At 63.0% G+C, this 17,110-nt stretch carries 13 protein-coding genes and 1 pseudogene; 8 read left to right on the top strand and 6 right to left on the bottom strand.

The genetic code is table 11. The annotated features are described in order from the left end of the window. Positions 1 to 92 precede the first annotated feature (92 nt). The 3 genes from BPHY_RS30885 (at position 93) to BPHY_RS30895 (ending at position 4,593) form a co-directional block, all read left to right on the top strand. Positions 93 to 986: a LysR family transcriptional regulator gene (locus BPHY_RS30885; RefSeq protein ID WP_012405402.1), complete on the top strand. Its 894-nt coding sequence runs from the start codon at positions 93 to 95 to the stop codon at positions 984 to 986. Positions 987 to 1,079: 93 nt separating this feature from the next. Further along, positions 1,080 to 3,041, top strand: a complete 1,962-nt coding sequence (locus tag BPHY_RS30890; protein WP_012405403.1) for an aconitase family protein — start codon at positions 1,080 to 1,082, stop codon at positions 3,039 to 3,041. Positions 3,042 to 3,114: 73 nt separating this feature from the next. Then, complete coding sequence (locus BPHY_RS30895; RefSeq protein WP_012405404.1) at positions 3,115 to 4,593, top strand: MFS transporter; 1,479 nt, start codon at positions 3,115 to 3,117, stop codon at positions 4,591 to 4,593. Positions 4,594 to 4,612: 19 nt separating this feature from the next. Here BPHY_RS30895 and BPHY_RS30900 read toward each other — a convergent pair whose 3' ends face one another. The 4 genes from BPHY_RS30900 to BPHY_RS42100 form a co-directional block, all read right to left on the bottom strand. After that, positions 4,613 to 5,350 (bottom strand): ABC transporter ATP-binding protein, encoded by a 738-nt coding sequence (locus BPHY_RS30900; RefSeq protein ID WP_012405405.1) that lies wholly within the window; start codon positions 5,348 to 5,350, stop codon positions 4,613 to 4,615. Between the two features lie 35 nt (positions 5,351 to 5,385). Beyond that, positions 5,386 to 6,405 carry a taurine ABC transporter substrate-binding protein gene (locus tag BPHY_RS30905; protein WP_012405406.1) on the bottom strand — a complete coding sequence of 340 codons (1,020 nt, stop codon included), beginning with the start codon at positions 6,403 to 6,405 and terminating at the stop codon, positions 5,386 to 5,388. A 24-nt stretch (positions 6,406 to 6,429) separates the two neighbouring features. Next, entirely contained in the window at positions 6,430 to 7,257 is an 828-nt protein-coding gene (locus tag BPHY_RS30910) for an ABC transporter permease (RefSeq protein ID WP_041765692.1), read from the bottom strand. Positions 7,258 to 7,505: 248 nt separating this feature from the next. After that, on the bottom strand, positions 7,506 to 7,799 hold the full coding sequence (locus BPHY_RS42100) for a hypothetical protein (RefSeq protein WP_157686871.1): 294 nt from the start codon (positions 7,797 to 7,799) through the stop codon (positions 7,506 to 7,508). On the opposite strand from BPHY_RS42100, the pseudogene BPHY_RS43440 reads away from it, so the two are divergent. The 4 genes and pseudogenes from BPHY_RS43440 to BPHY_RS30925 all read left to right on the top strand — a co-directional run. Continuing rightward, a pseudogene (locus BPHY_RS43440) lies at positions 7,722 to 8,139 on the top strand (PLP-dependent aminotransferase family protein); the annotation flags it as partial. The gene BPHY_RS42100 and the pseudogene BPHY_RS43440 sit on opposite strands and share 78 nt — an antisense overlap. A 480-nt stretch (positions 8,140 to 8,619) precedes the next feature. Beyond that, positions 8,620 to 10,431, top strand: coding sequence for a sulfoacetaldehyde acetyltransferase (gene xsc, locus BPHY_RS30915; RefSeq protein WP_012405409.1), 1,812 nt, complete (start codon positions 8,620 to 8,622; stop codon positions 10,429 to 10,431). 84 nt (positions 10,432 to 10,515) lie between these two features. Continuing rightward, the gene (gene pta, locus BPHY_RS30920) at positions 10,516 to 11,547 is read left to right on the top strand and encodes a phosphate acetyltransferase (protein WP_012405410.1); all 1,032 of its coding nucleotides are present in this window, start codon (positions 10,516 to 10,518) and stop codon (positions 11,545 to 11,547) included. 36 nt (positions 11,548 to 11,583) lie between these two features. After that, positions 11,584 to 12,345 carry a sulfite exporter TauE/SafE family protein gene (locus BPHY_RS30925; protein ID WP_012405411.1) on the top strand — a complete coding sequence of 254 codons (762 nt, stop codon included), beginning with the start codon at positions 11,584 to 11,586 and terminating at the stop codon, positions 12,343 to 12,345. Between the two features lie 25 nt (positions 12,346 to 12,370). Here the strand turns inward: BPHY_RS30925 and BPHY_RS30930 are convergent, their stop codons facing one another. Both BPHY_RS30930 and BPHY_RS30935 read right to left on the bottom strand, forming a co-directional pair. Beyond that, entirely contained in the window at positions 12,371 to 14,104 is a 1,734-nt protein-coding gene (locus BPHY_RS30930) for a cobaltochelatase CobT-related protein (RefSeq protein WP_012405412.1), read from the bottom strand. Beyond that, positions 14,104 to 15,096 carry an AAA family ATPase gene (locus BPHY_RS30935; RefSeq protein ID WP_012405413.1) on the bottom strand — a complete coding sequence of 331 codons (993 nt, stop codon included), beginning with the start codon at positions 15,094 to 15,096 and terminating at the stop codon, positions 14,104 to 14,106. Before BPHY_RS30935 ends, BPHY_RS30930 begins: the two co-directional genes overlap by 1 nt. A 175-nt stretch (positions 15,097 to 15,271) precedes the next feature. On the opposite strand from BPHY_RS30935, the gene xsc (BPHY_RS30940) reads away from it, so the two are divergent. Continuing rightward, a complete protein-coding gene (xsc, locus tag BPHY_RS30940; protein WP_012405414.1) occupies positions 15,272 to 17,104 on the top strand; it encodes a sulfoacetaldehyde acetyltransferase in 1,833 nt (610 codons plus the stop codon). The last annotated feature ends 6 nt before the right edge of the window (positions 17,105 to 17,110 follow it).

Genomic DNA, 17,110 nt, shown 5'->3' on the forward strand with positions numbered 1-17,110 from the left:
GAGCCGGCCTCGGCATAGCCTTCGTGAAGACAGATGAGCGCGGCAGGCACCTGCTACCATTTCGCCTGCCGCAACTCCCCCGACACGCCCACATGCGCATCGACCCGTACAGCCTCGAACTGTTTCTCTCCGTCGTCGAGGAAGGCTCGATCGGCCGGGCCGCGAGCCGCGCTCACATCGCGCCGTCGGCGCTCAGCCGGCGCATCGCAGATCTCGAAGCCGCCGTCGGCGTGCCGTTGCTGACCCGTTCGCCGAGCGGCGTCGAACTTACCGAGGCCGGCCGGCATGCCGTCACGCATGCGCGCGCCGTGCATCAGCAGTTGCAGACGATGGCACGCGAAGTCCAGTCGCTCGCGGGGCAGGTCGCGGGCGTGGTGCGTCTGTATGCGAATGCGTCGGCGATCGTCGGCTTCTTGCCGGAGCGTCTGAAGGCGTTTCAGGCACGTTATCCGCTCGTCGAAATCGCGTTGAGCGAGCACATCAGCGACGAAGTCGTGCGTGCCTGCATCGACGATCGCGCCGATGTCGGCATTTCGTCGGGCGGCCGCGCGCCTGGCGTACTCGAATCGTGGCATTTCGCCGACGACCCATTGCTGGTCGTGATGCCCGTCGGTCATGAACTGGCCGCGCTCGAAACGCCCGCGTTCGCCGACGTGCTGCGCTTTCCGCTCGTGGCGCTTCAGGCGGGCGGCTCGCTCGATCTCGTGCTGCGCGAGCGTGCCGTCGCGGCGAGCACGCCACTGCGTTTCTCCGTGACCGTCAACAGTTTCGATGCGCAATGCCGAATGGTCGAAGCCGGTCTTGGCATCGGCATCATGCCGACAAGCGCGGCGTCGGCGTTCGCGGGCTCGCACGGCTTCGTGCGCCGGCCGCTCGACGAACCTTGGGCCAAAACACGCACGCTGCAATTGCACGCGCTCAGAAAGAAGCCGCGCCCGCGCGCGGTTCAGGCGCTGATCGATCTGCTCACGTCGAACGAGGGTTAACGCGAACATCGCCGTTTGCGATGACCCTCTTGTCATTTGAGCACTTCACCTTTTCGTCGCTCGCCGTCTAGATTGGGGCGGAAGGAGACGACGATGGCATCACTCAACCTCACGGGCCGGGTCCTTTTTCTGTGCACGGACCCGCACCTGATCGAGCGTCAGCTTGCAGGCGACGACCTCACGCCAAGCACGGCCGGCCCGCTGCGCGACGACGTCTCGACCGATGAAATCACGCCGATGAGCGTGCTCACCCGCTTCGACGAACGCCTTGGCCGCGTGCCCTACGTCGGCCTGCGCGCGGGCGAGCGCAATCCGGTTGGTCTCGATGCCGTGCGCGCGGGCAATTTCTGCGTGACGGTCGCGGGCAATCGCTATGGCAAGGGCTCGTCGCGCGAACATAGCCCTGTCGCCGAATATCGCGCGGGCGTGCGGCTCGTGATCGCGAAGGGCTTCGAGCGCATCTATAGGCAGAATGCGGACAACGTCGGGCTGTTCACGTCGACGGACTTCGGGCTGATCGAACGCATCCACCGCGGCGAAGCGATCGACATCGAAGAACTCGTCGCCTCGCGCGATACGCTCGCCGCGTCGATCCTGCGCAGCGGCGGCCTGCTGCGCTACGGCGCGGCGCACATGCGCGACGTGCAGACAGCCGCGCCATCCGCCGATGACGAAAAGCCGCGTACGCTCGCGCAGAAAATCATCGAGCGTCACGCGTTGCGCACGGCATCGACCGGCGACGCATCGACACCGGGCCAAGGCGCGTTCGTGCGGGCCGACTGGCGCTTTATCCACGAGTATTACACGGGCATGGCGACGCATATGCTGCACGCGGCGTTCGGCAAGCCGCTACCGCTGTACGACCCGCAGACCATCCTGACGTTCGAGGACCATCTGTCGTACTCGCATCGCAGCGAGCTGCACATCCGCAACGGCCTGCTGCCGGATGTGCGCGAATTGTCGGCGGCGCATCGCGCGTTCGTGAAGGAGTACGGGCTGACGGATCACGGCTATCTCAGCGAAAACGGCAGCGGCATCGACGAAGGCTCGGAAGGCATCTCGCACGCGATGATGGCCGAACGTTATGCGCTGCCGGGCCAATTGATCGCAGGCACCGATTCACATACGCCGCATAGCGGCGCGCTCGGCTGCGTTGCGTTCGGCGTCGGCACGACGGACATGGCGAATGCGTTCGTGACGGGCGCCGTGCGTATGACGGTGCCGCTCGCGTTGCGCATCGAGTTCAACGGTGCGATTGCGCGGGGCGTCACCGCGAAAGATCTCGTGTTGCGATTGCTGGCCGAGCCGCGCATTCGTGCGGGCGCGGGCGTCGGCAAGATCTTCGAGTTTGCCGGCTCGGCAATCGCGCAACTGAGCACCGACGAGCGTACGACGCTGACGAACATGACGGCCGAACTCGGCGGCTTCGCGGGCATCGTCGCGCCCGACGAGGAAACCGTGCGCTTTCTCAAGGAACGGCGCGGCATCGAGTTCACGATCGAGCCGTGGATGCACAGTGATCCGGGCGCGCAGTACGCGGACGTGATCGCTCTCGACTGCACGCAGGTTTCGCCGATGCTTGCCGCGCCGGGCGACCCCGGCAACGGCATCGCGTTGCGCGATATGACCGAACGGCCGCACATCGACATCGCGTATGGCGGCTCGTGCACAGCGGGCAAGCGTGACGACTTCGATCACTATCACGAAGTGCTCGCATGGGCTGCGGCGCGCGGCCTGCGCATATCTGACGGCATCAAGCTGTATCTGCAGTTCGGCACGTCGGACGTGCGCGACTACTGCATCGGGCGCGGCTACCTCGACGCGTTCGAACGCGTCGGCGCGATCCTGCTGCAACCGTCGTGCGGCGCGTGCGCGAACTGCGGCCCGGGTTCGTCGACCGAGCAAGGTCAGGTCACGATCAGCGCGATCAACCGTAATTTTCCGGGCCGCTCGGGGCCGGGCAAGGTCTGGCTGGCAAGCCCGCCGACCGTAGTGGCGAGCGCGCTCGCCGGCCATATCGCCTCGTTTGAAGAACTCATGGCGCGCTATCCATGAGTGCCGGTTGCGGCTGAGCCGCGCCCGCTCGCGACACGACATCACTACAATGATCAGACTTATGGAGACAAACATGGCCCTCACGGAGGAAGCGTCCGCGCTGCGCGCGGCGAACCACCCGCAATCAGCGCAAGCAGCGCAACCAGCACAATCACCGCAATCGACGGAAGCCGCCGCGCTCGCCGATCCTGCCGGCGTGTCCGCGCGCCTCGACCGCCTGCCCGCAACCCGCGCGATCTGGAAGCTGATCCTGCTGCTCAGCCTCGGCTTCTTCTTCGAACTCTACGATCTGCTCTACACCGGCTACGTCGCCCCTGGTCTCGTCCGAAGCGGCATCCTCACGCCAACCACGCCGGGGCTGTTCGGCACATCGGGCGTGGCGAGCTTTATTGCAGCGCTGTTCAGCGGCCTGTTTGTCGGCACGATCGCATGCGGGTTTCTCGCCGACCGGTTTGGCCGCCGCGCGATCTTCACATGGTCGATGCTGTGGTACGTGGCCGCCAATACGATGATGGCGTTTCAGGACTCCGCGGGCGCGCTCAACGCGTGGCGCTTCGTGTCGGGCATGGGGATCGGCGTCGAGCTGGTGACGATCGGCACGTATCTGTCGGAACTCGCGCCGAAGCATCTTCGCGGGCGCGCATTCGCGGTCTGTCAGACCATCGGTTTCTCGGCGGTGCCCGTGGTTGCGTTCCTGTCGTGGCAACTGGTGCCGCGTGCGCCGCTGGGGCTTGATGGCTGGCGCTGGGTCGTGCTGCTCGGCGGAGTCAGCGCGCTATTCGTCTGGTACTTCCGGCGTAATCTGCCCGAAAGCCCCCGCTGGCTCCTGAGCAAAGGCCGGAACGAAGAAGCCGACGCCGTGCTTCGCAAGCTCGAGGACACCGTCGCTCGACAGTATGGGCAAGCGTTACCTGCGCCCGGACCCGCCGATCCGCTGCCGCGCAAGGCCAGTTTCGCCGATATGTGGAAAGCGCCGTATCGCTCCCGCACGCTGATGCTGATCGTGTTTCACGTCTTCCAGACGGTTGGCTTTTTCGGCTTTGCAAACTGGGTGCCGACGCTCCTCGTCAAACAGGGCATCACCGTGACGTCGAGCCTGCTCTATACGACCGTGATCGGCCTCGCGGCCCCGATCGGACCGATGCTCGGCTACTGGATCGCGGATCGCTTCGAGCGCAAGCATGTGATCGTCGGCATGGCGGCGCTGAATATCGTCAGCGGGCTGGCGTTCAGCCAGGCGAGCTCGGCAATGACGATCGTTGCGCTCGGCGTGCTGTTGACGCTCGCGGGCAACATCATCTCGTTCACCTATCACACGTATCAGCAGGAGTTGTATCCGACGTCGATCCGCGCTCGCGCAGTGGGTTTCGTGTATTCGTGGAGCCGGCTGTCGGCCGTGTTCAGCTCCTTCATCATCGCTTTCGCGCTGAAAGACTTCGGCGTGGTGGGGGTGTTCGTCTTCATCGCGGGATCGATGATGCTGGTGATGCTCTCGATCGGTCTGATGGGGCCGCGCACGCTCGGCCAGTCGCTGGAAAGCATTTCTCACTGAAGCGATGGTTGGCGCTGTGTCAATGCGCGAGAATGCCCATCGCGCGCTTTTTCAGCTCCAGGAAGTGCGATTCGAATGCGACCTTCGGCGTGCGCGGCCGTTCCAGTTCGATGGGCACGTCGAGCGCGACCCGCCCCGGACGTGCCGAAAGCACGACAAGACGCGTACCGAGAAAGATCGCTTCGTCGATGTCATGCGTGATGAACACGACCGTGCAGTGAAGCTGCTCCCACAGCGCCGTCAAAAAGGTTTGCATGGAACTGCGTGTCTGCGCATCCAATGCGCCGAAGGGCTCGTCCATCAGCAGGACCTTCGGCTTCATGACGAGCGCCCGGGCAATCGCCACGCGCTGCTGCATGCCACCCGACAGTTCATAGGGCTTGTGCCGCGCGAAAGATTCGAGACCGATGATCCGCAGGATGTCGGCCGAGTCCTTTCGGCGCTGCACCTTGGGAACCGAATGTAGTGACGGGCCGAACTCGATGTTTTCTTCCACGCTGAGCCACGGAAACAAGCCGGCCTGCTGGAATACGACGACACGGTCGGCCCCTGGCTGGTCCTTGATCTCGCCATCGATATAGATATTGCCCTTCGTGGGTGATGTCAGACCGGCGAGCAGGTGCAGCAAGGTGGTCTTTCCGCAGCCGGAGGCGCCGAGCACGGTGATGAATTCGCCGCCCCGGAACTGCAGATTGATGTTTTCCAGTGCCGCTGTGGCACCGAATGTCTTGTACAAGGAATCGATGACGATATTCAATTTCGTCTCCTGCTTGACGGTCAGACCTTCAATGGTCAATGCGCGAAAGATTTGGAGTACTGTGGCGCTACATTCGAGTCGAAGTTCGCCGGCACCGACGGAATGCGGCCTATCGTGTTGAGCACCTTGGCCGTATTCACCAGCGTCAGATAAGTTGCGGAGGTCTTGACGCCTGCGTCGAGGCCCATGACTTTCGGCGTGGTCTGGTCGGCGCCGGAGAAAAGCTCGTAACCGGCAAGTTCACTCGTCGCGACGGGCACGGTCACCCCCGTTGCGCGCGCCATTTCAGCGAGCGCCTGGTCCCGATTCTTCATCGTCACCTGATAGCCCTGGTCGAGAGCCGCGACGAAACCGCGGACCAGGTCCGGATGCGCCTTCGCCCACTCTGAGTTGGCAATACAGACGTTGTAGCTCGAGGCTTCTCGCGGCAGATCGCCATCGGTCTTGATTGCCTTCCCGCCGGCCGCGCGCAGCGCGCTGAATACCGGGTCCCAGACGATTGCCGCGTCGATCGCGCCCGTCACCCAGGACGTACGCATCTGCGGCGGCGCCATGTTTATCTGCGTGACCGACGAATACGGCACATGCGCAGCCGCGAGGAAGGTCGCCAGTTCGAAAGAGGCCTGAGAGCCAGCCACGATCGCGATCTTCTTGCCTTGAAGTCCCGCGACGTCATGGATGCCACTGTCGGGCTTGACCACGATGCCGGCCGCATTCGTGTAGCGCTCCTGGTTGTACACGATCGTCATCGGCAAGCCCTGTGCGATGGCGGTAACGAGCGGTGGAATGCCAAGGCCGCACATGAACGTGAGACTGTTCGACGCCAATGCGCTCATCGCCGCCGGGCCCGAACTAAAAAGCTTGTACTGGACATCAGCGTTCATCTGGTGTTCGAACATATGCTCGGTCATCGACACCATGTACGGATCGGCGCCGTTATCCTCGTAGCCGATGATGACTTCGGGCTTGTTCTGCGAGTAAGCTGCGCCCGGTACAAGACAACTGCTGGCAAGCATAGCCGCGGCGACACCATAGACCCATTGCATCCTTTTCATTTTTCGTCTCCTCCGATAACCCGATCAGTTATGTCCGCGCCAGGGAACGACGACATTTTCGATCTTGCGAATCACGAGCTCCATCGCATACCCGATCAACCCGATGATCACGATGCCAACGATCACGATGCCAACCTGCAGCGCTTGTCCGGCGAACTGCACGAGCCAGCCCAGCCCGCTGCTCGCCGCGATCAGTTCCGCTGCAACGAGACACGTCCACGCGACGCCGATCCCCACGCGCATCGCGGTGAAGATCTCCGGCAGCGCCGAAGGCAGCACGACCTTGCGGAAGATTTGCGCGTTGCTCGCACCAAGCGTGCGAGCAACCGAGATGCGTAAAGGCGGCGTGCTTTTCACGCCCGACATAGTGCCGATGATGATGACCGGAATCGTGCCAACGAGGATCAGGATGGCTTTAGGCAATTCGCCGATACCGAACCACACCACCAGCAGCGGGATATAGGCGAGAGGCGGAACCGGTCGGACGAACTGCAGCAGGGGATCGATGATGTCGAACACGATCTTGTTCCTGGACATCAGGAGTCCGATGGGAACGCCAATCGCAATCGCGCCCACGAAACCGATGACGATGCGAAAGCAACTAATCAGAATGTCGCTAATTAGCGACTGCCCGCCATATCCGTTGCGCACGATTTCGATGAATGCCTGCCACACCGCCACGGGCGACGGTAGCGCGAATGCAGGGAAGATTCCCGCCATCGACACCGCCTGCCAAAGCACGACGCATATCACGAGTACGGCGGTCGTCAACCAGTACGAATTCCACTTTCCGCGGGCGCGGCGAATCTTGATTACCGGCTCAATCGGCGAGTCGACTGGATGCTTCATCATCTTTGCTAGTCTTGGTAAGGCTCTCACCGCCGTCTCCTCAAGTTGAAAAACAACGAGCACGCCAAGGAACGCCTTTCGTTACTCTATTCGCACACGCGGCAGACGGATTGCAGCCTTGAACTGCCGGTCGGTAAATTGAAGTTCCGCGTCCTGTTTTGGTTCCGTCTCAAGTATAGTCAGCGGCTACCAGGACAGGGTTTCTCGCATGTCGCACTTGCGATCTCACCCGTTAAGTCAAGCATTCTCATTCAATAAAACGACGGGTAGTACCAGGCCAGAAGATCCGATGGATCCAGTGCCTGATGAACGTTGTTCTTCGGTATTTCGGCGTGGTCACGGAAACGCTCAGTCCGATTTCTTCCGACTATTTCAACGATTCCGCTGCTTGCAGCAAGGGCGTGACTTTCGCGCCAGTTTTGAGCTTGTTCTAGAAAGCGCATTGCGGGCCGTCTTATCGCGAACAGTCGCTTCGAAAAGGCATCGTTAAACCCGCCAATTGGTAGAACTATGCATATCCCTTCATCTACGGCCAGTTCGATCAATCGCTCTTTCCGATCAACGACTGGCGCGACAGCTGCCTGAAGGCGCACTCGAACACGGAAATTCCGCAACTGGACGCCCGGACTGATCGAGCGCGACGGCGAGCCGCCGACCCAGCAGATCGGCACGCGTGTACTGCCGCGACGCGGGGTGTTCGCAATGCCCTACGAGATCACCATCACGGAACAGCTCCCAGCAGTCGCTGTACTTGGTCGCCCATCGGCTGTGCTGGAAGCACATGACGGTCGCCTTCGAGAATCCGGGCTTCCCAATGCACGCAACATCTTCGTGCACCGCAACGCGCGTCTTCTTAATCGGCCGAACACAGCTGCTGGATCTGCACGGGGTTTTCCGCCTTCAGGCTCGAGAAGATCGAACCCCGCGTGCGCTCGCGAAGGTCGTGTGCGCCAGCAGCAACCCGCCTGAGTCTTTCCAGATCTGTCCGCGCGCTGGCCCAGGCGAAAGCTCCGCACTGGTGCTACCGATCTCGACGGGCAAACCCTAACGTGTCGATATACCGTGCGGCGCGCGACTTCTCAACTTAAGACACGTATGGCAGACACGCGTCGGATGCGAGGCGGTGCGTGCCGCCCTCGAAGCGGTCCGGTTCCGCGATGGGCTGACCGCCGTGAAGCGTTATGCAGAGAGCGCCCGAAGCAGACCGCTTGACTGAGTAGCATCGGCGCTTGCTGAGTGTTTTGAAACGAAATGTTCCATTTCATTTCAGATTCATCCAACGAGAACGGAATCGCTTGACCCATATTGAGCACCGAATAGCATTCAAAACACGGCATTCCGTCAAAGGATAACAGGAGACAGTTGATGAGTGAAAAGACCCCGACCCAGACGGCCAGCGGCCCGCAGGCCATGACGCCCTCCGAAGCCTTCGTCGAAACCCTTGCCGCCAACGGCGTCACCGAGATGTTTGGCATCATGGGCTCCGCCTTCATGGACGCGATGGACATCTTCGCGCCCGCCGGCATCCGCCTGATTCCCGTCGTGCACGAACAGGGGGCCGGTCACATGGCCGACGGTTATGCGCGCGTCTCCGGACGCCATGGCGTGGTCATCGGCCAGAACGGACCCGGCATCAGCAATGCCGTCACCGCGATTGCCGCCGCTTACTGGGCGCACAGCCCCGTGGTTATCGTCACGCCCGAGGCGGGCACCATGGGCATCGGACTGGGCGGCTTCCAGGAAGCGAAGCAGTTGCCGATGTTCCAGGAGTTCACCAGGTATCAGGGTCACGTCACGCATCCGGCGCGCATGGCCGAATTCACGGGACGCTGTTTCGATCGCGCCATCGCCGAGATGGGACCGACGCAGCTCAATATCCCGCGCGACTACTTCTATGGCCAGATCAAGGCGGAGATTCCGCAGCCGCAGCGCCTCGATCGCGGCGCGGGCGGCGAGCAGAGCCTGAACGCGGCGGCCGAACTGCTCGCGCAGGCCACGTTCCCGGTGATCATCTCCGGGGGCGGCGTCGTGATGGCCGATGCCATCGACGAATGCCAGGCGCTCGCCGAGCGGCTCGGCGCGCCTGTCGTCAACAGCTATCTGCACAATGATTCGTTCCCGGCAAGGCATCCGCTGTGGTGCGGTCCGCTCGGCTATCAGGGCTCGAAGGCGGCGATGAAGCTGCTCGCGCAGGCCGACGTCGTGGTCGCGCTCGGCTCGCGCCTCGGGCCGTTTGGCACGCTGCCCCAGCATGGCCTGGACTACTGGCCGAAGAACGCGAAGATCATCCAGATCGATGCCGATCACAAGATGCTCGGGCTGGTGAAGAAGATCTCGGTGGGCATCTGCGGCGATGCGAAGGCGGCGGCTGTTGCGCTTACCGAACGGCTCGCGGGCCGCACACTCGCGTGCGATGCCACGCGCGACGCACGCGCCAGCCAGATCGCCGATGAGAAGGCAGCGTGGGAGAAGGAGCTCGACAGCTGGACGCATGAGCGCGATCCGTACAGCCTCGACATGATTGAGGAACAGAAGAACGAGCGCACGTTCAGTGGCGGCGAGTATCTGCATCCGCGCCAGGTGCTGCGCGAGCTGGAAAAGGCGATGCCTGAGGACGTGATGGTCTCCACCGACATCGGCAACATCAACTCGGTCGCGAACAGCTATCTGCGCTTCAACAGGCCGCGCAGCTTCTTCGCGGCGATGAGCTGGGGCAACTGCGGCTATGCGTTCCCGACCATCATCGGCGCGAAGGTGGCGGCGCCGCATCGGCCGGCCGTCTCGTATGCGGGCGATGGCGCGTGGGGCATGAGCATGATGGAGACGCTCACCTGCGTGCGCCACAACATTCCCGTCACCGCCGTGGTGTTCCATAACCGCCAGTGGGGCGCGGAGAAGAAGAACCAGGTGGACTTCTACAACCGCCGCTTCGTCGCCGGCGAACTCGACAATCCGAGCTTCGCGGGCATCGCGAAGGCCATGGGTGCGCAAGGCATCGTCGTCGACCGGCTCGAGGATGTCGGTCCGGCACTGAAGAAGGCCATCGACCTGCAGATGAACCACGGCAAGACCACGATCGTCGAGATCATGTGTACGCGCGAACTGGGCGATCCGTTCCGGCGTGATGCGCTGTCCAGGCCCGTGCGTCTGCTCGACAAGTACAAGGACTACGTCTGAACCGTAGTCCCGCAGTGCGGCGTTCCTTGCACAAATAGCAAGTGCGAGGAACGGCGCCTGTCACATCTTCAGCCCATCGCCGCCATGAAACCCATCTACCGCATCATCGAGAGCGCGCGCCAGTCACCCATGCGTATCGTGCTGTGCGAGTCTGAGGACGCGCGTGTGCTGCGCGCCGCGCAACGCGCGACGAAGGAAGGCATCGCCCGTATCGTGCTGGTTGGAGATTCTGTACCAACCCGGCAATTCGCAGCGAAAGAAGGGATCGATCTCACCGGCATTGACCTTGTCACGCCCGCCACTTCCCCCCTTTCCCGCGAGTTCGCCGACGAACTCTTCGCGCTACGCAGCAAGAAAGGCATGACACGAGAACAGGCGCAACGCGAAGTGCTCAATCCGCTTTGCTTCGCGAACCTGATGGTGCGCCTCGGGCACGCCGACGGATCGGTTGCGGGTGCAGTCAATACCACGGCCGATGTCGTGCGCAACGCGATTCAGATCATCGGCATTCGCCCGTCGTTTAAGCTCGTATCGAGTTTCTTCCTGATGATGCTGTGCGAGCCCTTCCATACGATGAAGGGTGGACTGATCTTTTCGGACTGCGCGCTCGTCGTCGAACCCGATGCCGTGCAACTCTCCGAAATCGCGATGGCTGCCGCAGACAGCACCCGCGCGCTGTTGATGCAAGAACCCAAGGTAGCGATGCTCTCGTTCTCGACCAGTCATAGCGCGCATCATGCCGCAGTCGACAAGGTCATCGAGGCGACGCGTCTCGTCAAGGAAGCGCGCCCGGATCTCGCCATCGACGGCGACGTGCAACTCGATGCCGCGATCGTCGCCGAGATTGCGATGCGCAAGGTCCACCACTCGCAGGTGGAAGGCCATGCGAACACGCTGATCTTTCCGAGCCTCGAAGCGGGCAATATCGGCTACAAGCTCGCGGAGCGCATTGGCGGTGCCAAGGCGATCGGTCCGCTGCTGCAAGGCCTGACAAAGCCCGCTAACGATCTGTCGCGCGGATGCAGCGAGGACGATATCTACTACGTGATTGCGGTAACCTGCGTCCAGGCGCATGCAGCGCTCGGAGTCCTGCCCGCAAATGAACACGCGTCATGATTCAAAAGCAGGTGTCAGGGGGGCCATGCCCCTATCATGACTCTCGACAGACTGATTCCCCTGTTGGCGCTGATGGGCGCCGCAAGCTATTTCCAGACCGTGACGGGCTTCGGGCTCGGCATGATCGTGATCGGCGTCGCGAGCGCGACAAACCTCGCTCCCGTTACAAGCGTAGCCGCGCTCGTCAGCGTCGTGACACTCGGGAACTGCGCGATCGCCCTGCCCGGCAAGCTGCATCATGTCGACTGGCGCGCGGTAGGCGCGGCCACGCTCGGCATCGTGCCTTCTGTGATTGCGGGCGTCGCGCTGCTGAACTATCTGAGCGCCGCTGCATCGACGGTGCTGCACCTGCTGCTGGGCATCGTCGTGCTATATGGCGGCCTCGGCTCCGCGTTGCGACCCGCGCCGCTCGAACGACGTTCGGGTAATCGTGGTTTCTTCACGAGCGGCGTATTCGGCGGGCTGCTGAGCGGGATGTTCAGCATCTCGGGGCCGCCGCTCATCTACCAGTTCTATCGACAACCGTTGTCCGTCACGCAGATCCGCTGTGCGCTGATCGTTCTGTTCGGCGAGACAGCTGCGATCCGCACGGCATTCAGCGCATCGACGGGCCAGCTGAACGCCACCATCTGGCTGCAGGCAGCGATAGCACTGCCCATCGTCTGCCTCTCGACACTGGCCGCGCGTCATCGGCCGCCGCCGCTGTCCGGTGTGGCGACGCGGCGCATTGCGTTTGGCGTGCTGGTAATCATTGGGGGGCAACTCGTGCTGTCCTCTGTGTGGCGGCTCGTCGCGTAGCACTTATCTCGCGCTCACGTGGCGTTCATTTTGCACGGCGTCCACCCGCCCCGATAAAACCGGCGATCTCGGCGAGCATCGTCATGTCGGGCGGCACCGAAAGGTCCACGGCCAACGAATGCCGGTAATACGGACTCAGATCGAGCCCAACGCCGAGTCCCAGCACTTCGACATCGCCCGCCGCCTGTTGCGCGCCGATCACCAGCTTCAGATGATTGTCGAGGTAGTAAGCATCGTTCGCCTGATTGGTTGCGGCGTCCATCGGGCTGCCGTCCGATACGACGATCAGGATGCGACGGTTCACGGCGCGCGTGCGCAACCTGTTGCACGCCCACTCGACGGCTTCGCCATCCACGCCCTCGCGAAAGAGATCGCCCTTGAGCAGCGCGGCGATGTCCGCGCGCGCGCGTCGCCAGCTCGTTGCGGCATCCTTGAACACGAGATGGGACACTTCGGTGAGCCGGCCCGGATGCCGCGGACGCCCACGCGCAAGCCACTCTTGCCGCGCGCGGCCGCCGTTCCATGCACCTGTCGTGAAGCCCAGTACTTCGTTGGCGATGCCCGCCGCGTCGAGTGCACGCGTCAACACGTCGATCAGCATCGCGACAGGCTCCATCTGCGCGCGCATCGAACCCGAGCAGTCGATCAGAAAGCTCACCATCGATTCGGCGATCGGCGTGTGCTGTTCGAGGCGAAACAGGCGCCGCTCGGCGGGCGAACTGACAAGTTGCGCGAGCCGCCTTCCGTCGATGTGTCCGTATTCTTCGCCGAACGACCAGCCGTCGCGCTGCGGCACGGCGAGCGCGGCCTTCAACGCGCGCGCGAGACGCGGCACGTTGAGCGCCTGTGCGCCGATGCGTTCGTCGAGTCTTTCCCGATACTCCGCAAGCAGCGCCTTGCGCACGAGCGTGGCCGCATACGTTTCGCGATCGTAGCGGGTCGTGAAAACGCGATAGCCCTGCCCCAACGCTCTCAGCACGCGGCTTTCGCCCGTATGCGCGAGCGTGATGCCTTCTTCTACGCCGTCTTCGAAGTCGAGAAAGAGCGAGCACGCATTGCGGGCCGCTTCGTCTTCCTGCTTATCTTCGACTTCGTCGGGCAGACGCGCGGCGCGTTCGGCGTCGATCATTGCGCTGATCTGCCGCGCCAGTTCGAGCGCGTGTTGCGCGAACGCCCGTTGATCGCCGCGCGTGCGCCGCATGCTGGCAAGCGACACGCCGATCATGGGCGCAATCGAAGCGCGCGTCGCTTCGATCAGGCCTTCAGTTTCCTCCAGCACGGGCCAGCCCGACAGACGCGACCAGCCCATCTGCGCGACGGTGTAGAGCAGCAGTCCGAGATGTCCATCGACGATGCCCGCGCGATGCATCGCGCGCGACCATGCGTCGAAGCGGTCACGCAGATTCTGCTCGAGCCCCGGCATGCCTTCGGGCAGCAACGATTCGCAACGCAACTGTTCCAGCAGTTCGAATAGCAGCCGCTCGACGGAAACATTGGGCAGCAACTGCCGATGCAGCTCGGCATCGGAGTGTCGTACGCGCAATGCCGCGCCATCCGCAGCGCCGCGTAGCGATGCAAACGTGTCCTCGGCTGCGGCGGTCCGCAGATGCGGCGCGTGCAGCGGCAGCGGCTTCATGTTCCGGCATAGCCGCCCGTTGCTGTAGTGCAAGGCGGCATCGCCCGTGAGCGCGCGCACGGTCGCGGCACGCAGTGCGTCGCCGCGCGCGGCGCGCCGGGCCGCTTCGCGATCGGACGCCATCACGGCGTCGCCACGTTGAGCGCACCGCTTTCGTAGGAAGCCAGCTCCTTGCCGAACGCGCGCTGGAAGTATTCGGCGACGATCGGTCGCTCGGCCTCGTCGCACTTGTTCAGGAACGTGAGGCAGAAAGCCAGGCCCGGATCGCGGAAGATCCTGATGTTCTCCGCCCAGTTGATCACGGTGCGGGGCGACATCAGCGTCGACAGATCGCCTGTCGCAAAGCCTTTGCGTGTCAGCTCGGCGACGCTCACCATCGATTCGACGAGCGCACGGCCCGCCGCATCGTCGAGATCGGGAGTGCGGGCGAGCACGATCGCCCGCTCGTCGTCGCGCGACAGGTAGTTCAGCGTCGCGACGACATTCCAGCGGTCGATCTGGGCGTGATTCAGCGTCTGTGTGCCGTGATAAAGCCCGTTGAGATTGCCGAGTCCGACGGTGTTCGTCGTTGCGAACAGCCGGAAACACGGATGCGGATGAATCACCCGATTCTGGTCGAGCAGCGTGAACTTGCCGTCGGTTTCGAGGACGCGCTGGATCACGAACATCACGTCGGGGCGGCCGGCGTCGTATTCATCGAAGATCAGCGCGACGGGACGCTGCAGCGCCCACGGCACGATGCCTTCCTGAAACTCGGTCACCTGATGGTCGCCGCGCACGACGATCGCATCCTTGCCGACGAGATCGAGCCGGCTGATATGGCCATCCAGATTGACGCGCACGCACGGCCAGTTCAGGCGCGCGGCAACCTGCTCGATGTGCGACGACTTGCCGGTGCCGTGCAGCCCCTGAACCATCACGCGCCGGTTGCACATGAAGCCGGCGAGGATGGCCAGCGTCACTTCCGTATTGAAGCGATAGACCTCGTCGATTTCTGGAACGTGATCGTCGCGTTCGCTGAAAGCGGGCACTTGCAGATCGACATCGATGCCGAACACGCTGCGCGCGTTCACGATGCGATCCGGCTGGATGGTCACGATATCGGTCACTTCCATTCTCCTGTTCGAACGCGGTCATGCACGCATGAGCCCATCATAGCGCTATTTGTTTTTAGATACAAACCGTACCGTTTATCGATTTTGCAGATTGACTATGGCGTTATTTCGCCCTACATTCGTCTCACGCCACTTATTTGGAACATTTTGTCCCGCTTAATTAACTGGAGACACCATGAGCGAGCACGACCCGGTCACTTCCTCTTCCAAGGCCGCCGCCCCCAGCTATGGCCCGCAGGCCATGACGCCCTCCGAAGCCTTCGTCGAAACCCTCGCCGCCAACGGCGTCACCGAGATGTTTGGCATCATGGGCTCCGCCTTCATGGACGCGATGGACATCTTCGCGCCCGCCGGCATCCGCCTGATTCCCGTCGTGCACGAACAGGGCGCCGGTCACATGGCCGACGGTTATGCGCGCGTCTCGGGACGCCATGGCGTGGTCATCGGCCAGAACGGACCCGGCATCAGCAATGCCGTCACCGCGATTGCCGCCGCTTACTGGGCGCACAGCCCCGTGGTTATCGTCACGCCCGAGGCGGGCACCATGGGCATCGGACTGGGCGGCTTCCAGGAAGCGAAGCAGTTGCCGATGTTCCAGGAGTTCACCAGGTATCAGGGTCACGTCACGCATCCGGCGCGCATGGCCGAATTCACGGGACGCTGTTTCGATCGCGCCATCGCCGAGATGGGACCGACGCAGCTCAATATCCCGCGCGACTACTTCTATGGCCAGATCAAGGCGGAGATTCCGCAGCCGCAGCGCCTCGATCGCGGCGCGGGCGGCGAGCAGAGCCTGAACGCGGCGGCCGAACTGCTCGCGCAGGCCACGTTCCCGGTGATCATCTCCGGGGGCGGCGTCGTGATGGCCGATGCCATCGACGAATGCCAGGCGCTCGCCGAGCGGCTCGGCGCGCCTGTCGTCAACAGCTATCTGCACAATGATTCGTTCCCGGCAAGGCATCCGCTGTGGTGCGGTCCGCTCGGCTATCAGGGCTCGAAGGCGGCGATGAAGCTGCTCGCGCAGGCCGACGTCGTGGTCGCGCTCGGCTCGCGCCTCGGGCCGTTTGGCACGCTGCCCCAGCATGGCCTGGACTACTGGCCGAAGAACGCGAAGATCATCCAGATCGATGCCGATCACAAGATGCTCGGGCTGGTGAAGAAGATCTCGGTGGGCATCTGCGGCGATGCGAAGGCGGCGGCTGTTGCGCTTACCGAACGGCTCGCGGGCCGCACACTCGCGTGCGATGCCACGCGCGACGCACGCGCCAGCCAGATCGCCGATGAGAAGGCAGCGTGGGAGAAGGAGCTCGACAGCTGGACGCATGAGCGCGATCCGTACAGCCTCGACATGATTGAGGAACAGAAGAACGAGCGCACGTTCAGTGGCGGCGAGTATCTGCATCCGCGCCAGGTGCTGCGCGAGCTGGAAAAGGCGATGCCTGAGGACGTGATGGTCTCCACCGACATCGGCAACATCAACTCGGTCGCGAACAGCTATCTGCGCTTCAACAGGCCGCGCAGCTTCTTCGCGGCGATGAGCTGGGGCAACTGCGGCTATGCGTTCCCGACCATCATCGGCGCGAAGGTGGCGGCGCCGCATCGGCCGGCCGTCTCGTATGCGGGCGATGGCGCGTGGGGCATGAGCATGATGGAGACGCTCACCTGCGTGCGCCACAACATTCCCGTCACCGCCGTGGTGTTCCATAACCGCCAGTGGGGCGCGGAGAAGAAGAACCAGGTGGACTTCTACAACCGCCGCTTCGTCGCCGGCGAACTCGACAATCCGAGCTTCGCGGGCATCGCGAAGGCCATGGGTGCGCAAGGCATCGTCGTCGACCGGCTCGAGGATGTCGGTCCGGCACTGAAGAAGGCCATCGACCTGCAGATGAACCACGGCAAGACCACGATCGTCGAGATCATGTGTACGCGCGAACTGGGCGATCCGTTCCGGCGTGATGCGCTGTCCAGGCCCGTGCGTCTGCTCGACAAGTACAAGGACTACGTCTGAACCGTA

The organism is Paraburkholderia phymatum STM815, from assembly GCF_000020045.1.
Taxonomy (GTDB): domain Bacteria; phylum Pseudomonadota; class Gammaproteobacteria; order Burkholderiales; family Burkholderiaceae; genus Paraburkholderia; species Paraburkholderia phymatum.